This is a genomic window from Paenibacillus sp. 01T422 (assembly GCF_056398785.1).
Genome location: NZ_JBFTQB010000910.1, coordinates 1 through 2,580, shown reverse-complemented (window position 1 = coordinate 2,580; position 2,580 = coordinate 1). Strand labels below are relative to the sequence as shown.

The following is a 2,580-nucleotide window of genomic DNA, read 5'->3' as shown; positions in this document are numbered from 1 at the left end:
AGCATGAGCAGGCGATGTATCTTCGTGCAGCATTGAAGATGCTGCAAACCTTGGATGCGTCCCGAACCGACTGGACGACGGAGAATGACTGCATACTTACGCATGGCTCAGCTGCGTATCACCATCCTGAACGCCATACCTCAATCATTTATGGAGATTATTATTTTATAGAGGCTGTGTTTAAGTTGAAGGGGAATGACTTGTATTTGTGGTAGGACCTTGGAACATAGAAAGAGGCTGTCCCATAAGGTAAATAAACCTTAAGGGCAGCCTCTTTTTGGAAATCAATTATCTTCTAGCATTGAAACCAACAAAAGCTTTTGTGTTGAAATCGAACACAGCTGTCAACGGTCCAAGAAGCTCGTCTTGGTCTGTGTTGTAGGTAACTGTCACGAAGTTACCGTTCGCTGCTTGAACGTCTGCGAGTAATTTCTTCTGCTCATCTGTGGAAGCAAGCACGCCTGCTTCTTTAGAGGAAACGATTTGAACAGCTGCTTCGTCTTGTTTCGTTGTAATATGGGACACTTGCTCTTTCACTTGCGCCCATGCCAAGTTGCGGTACTCCTGTGCGGCCTCTGGCGACATTTTCGGAGTGCCAATTACAGGCGATTGAGCCTGAACTACGAGCATGTACACAGGGCTTTGAGGAGGAAGACTTCTCGTCTCCATTGGTCCGTAGTAAGCTTTGACTTTCGTGCCAGCTTTCAGGTCTTCCCAATTCACGGATTCGCCTTGGGATGTCATGACGCGAGTTTCTTTACCTGCGTTCAGGACCAAACCATCTAATTGAACTTGCCAGCCGTCATCTGTATGTTTCACTTCTTTGATTGTATCTTCTTTGACCAAACGGTCTGCATAAACGTTAACGTTGACTGCTTGCGCTTGACCTGGGTAGCTCATCGCCATAGCGGGTCCGAACTCGGCATCAATTTGAGTGCCAGCTTTCAGATCGGCTGCAGTTAATGTTTTGCCGTCTAGGCCTTTAATAACAGTGGTTTTGTCAACGTTTAAAATGACCCATGTGCTGCCGAGCAGCTCGATGCGGGCACTACCGTCTTCTTTAGCCTGTACGCTTACAACTACACCGGTTGCACGCATCAGGTCAGCCGCTTCATCAAGCTCGATCTCTTTGTTAGCTTCATCATATTTTACTGTATATCCAAGCTGAGTTGCAGCATCGCGCACTGGGAGATAAGCTTTTCCATCGATGTAAACAGGTGTAAGACCGCTGTCTTGTCCTTTGACAACAATTTTTACATCCTTTTGTAGGTAGCCTGTCACCTTTTCTACCAAATCTTCAGCTCCGACTGCGGCCGTTGTTCCGAGGATCCCAGCCAAAGTTAATAGTACAGTTAGTTTCTTTTTCATATTATAAAGCTCCTTCCGGTTTTTGAAATCTAGTATTAATTATGTCGACATTTCATCAAACGGAAGTCGGTTCCAAAAGGTTGCAGTTGTCCTAAAAATTTATACAATGTGCTGCTGAGTCCGTTGAACGGCATGCAGAATCTGTGGAATTTCGGACAGGGTAAGAACTTCATAAGTTGGTTGAAGGCTGAAAGGCGCTGCCACACGATGTCGGTTGATCCAAACATTGGTGATCCCGGCGTTATGAGCGCCCTTAATATCGGTCGCTAATGTATCTCCAATCATGACGGCTTCATGTGAAGTGAGGTGAAGCAGATCAAGTGCGTGATGGAAAATCGCAGGAGATGGTTTGCCAGCCCCATAAGTCCCAGAAATAACGATATGATCGAAAAAGTCCGCAAGACCCGGAATACTATCAATTTTCTCCTGTTGTATGTCTGGTGCGCCATTTGTTAGCAGCAATAAAGCATATTGGCTGTGCAATTCCTCAAGAACTTTGAAGGTATCGTGATAAACAAAAGGGCGGTTTCTTCTTTCTTCCATGAATTGTTCGGCGAATTTGGCACCACTCTCGGGGCTATGAATGCCTAACATTTGCAGGCCAAGAGTCCAGGATTCTCTTCTGTAAGCAGGCGCTAGCTCTTGCATTCTGCGGAAGTTTGGGTGCTCCCCTAGATGGAAATTCCCCCACAAAGCCTCTAGATCCGTCACATCAATCATATGCAACCATTCGTATAAGTTCAAAGATTTAAAAAGCAGGCTGGCAGCTTCGCGAACCGCATGCTCAAGCGCTTGGGCGTTTATTGCTAATTGATTTGCTGCGTCAGTGCATGTTGCCTGAAACGACTCGTTAATGCTCCTCTCATCCCATAACAAGGTGTTATCCAAATCGAAAATAAGAGCTTTCTTCTTATACATAGCGTTAAAATTCCTCCTAAATAATCGTTCGCGTAACAAAAAAACAATATTGCAAAGAATATTTGCGTTAAACACAGATATTACCAGAATTTCACACGCGATTTGCGGGGGTGGAAACAAATGGCAGGTGTTATTTTTCTTTGAAAATGTTGTATTTCTTGATGTCCAAATCGATAATACGTCATAAAAGTCTTTATTTCAATTATTTTTTTGATAATATCACATAATAAACCACATTAAACAACTAAATTAAACAAAAATTCACATAGAGTTAACACTGCGCAAACAAAACTC

Annotated in this window: 2 protein-coding genes and 1 pseudogene; 1 reads left to right on the top strand and 2 read right to left on the bottom strand. The window is 43.9% G+C overall.

Annotated features, from left to right (window positions below):
* Positions 1 to 215, top strand: a pseudogene (locus tag AC1DUA_RS33310) (glycoside hydrolase family 88 protein); the annotation flags it as partial.
* Positions 216 to 288: 73 nt separating this feature from the next.
* Here the strand turns inward: AC1DUA_RS33310 and AC1DUA_RS33305 are convergent.
* Together AC1DUA_RS33305 and AC1DUA_RS33300 are read right to left on the bottom strand one after the other, a co-directional pair.
* A complete protein-coding gene (locus tag AC1DUA_RS33305) occupies positions 289 to 1,368 on the bottom strand; it encodes a stalk domain-containing protein (protein WP_477503813.1) in 1,080 nt (359 codons plus the stop codon).
* Positions 1,369 to 1,467: 99 nt separating this feature from the next.
* Complete coding sequence (locus tag AC1DUA_RS33300) at positions 1,468 to 2,286, bottom strand: HAD family hydrolase (RefSeq protein WP_477503812.1); 819 nt, start codon at positions 2,284 to 2,286, stop codon at positions 1,468 to 1,470.
* Positions 2,287 to 2,580 lie beyond the last annotated feature (294 nt).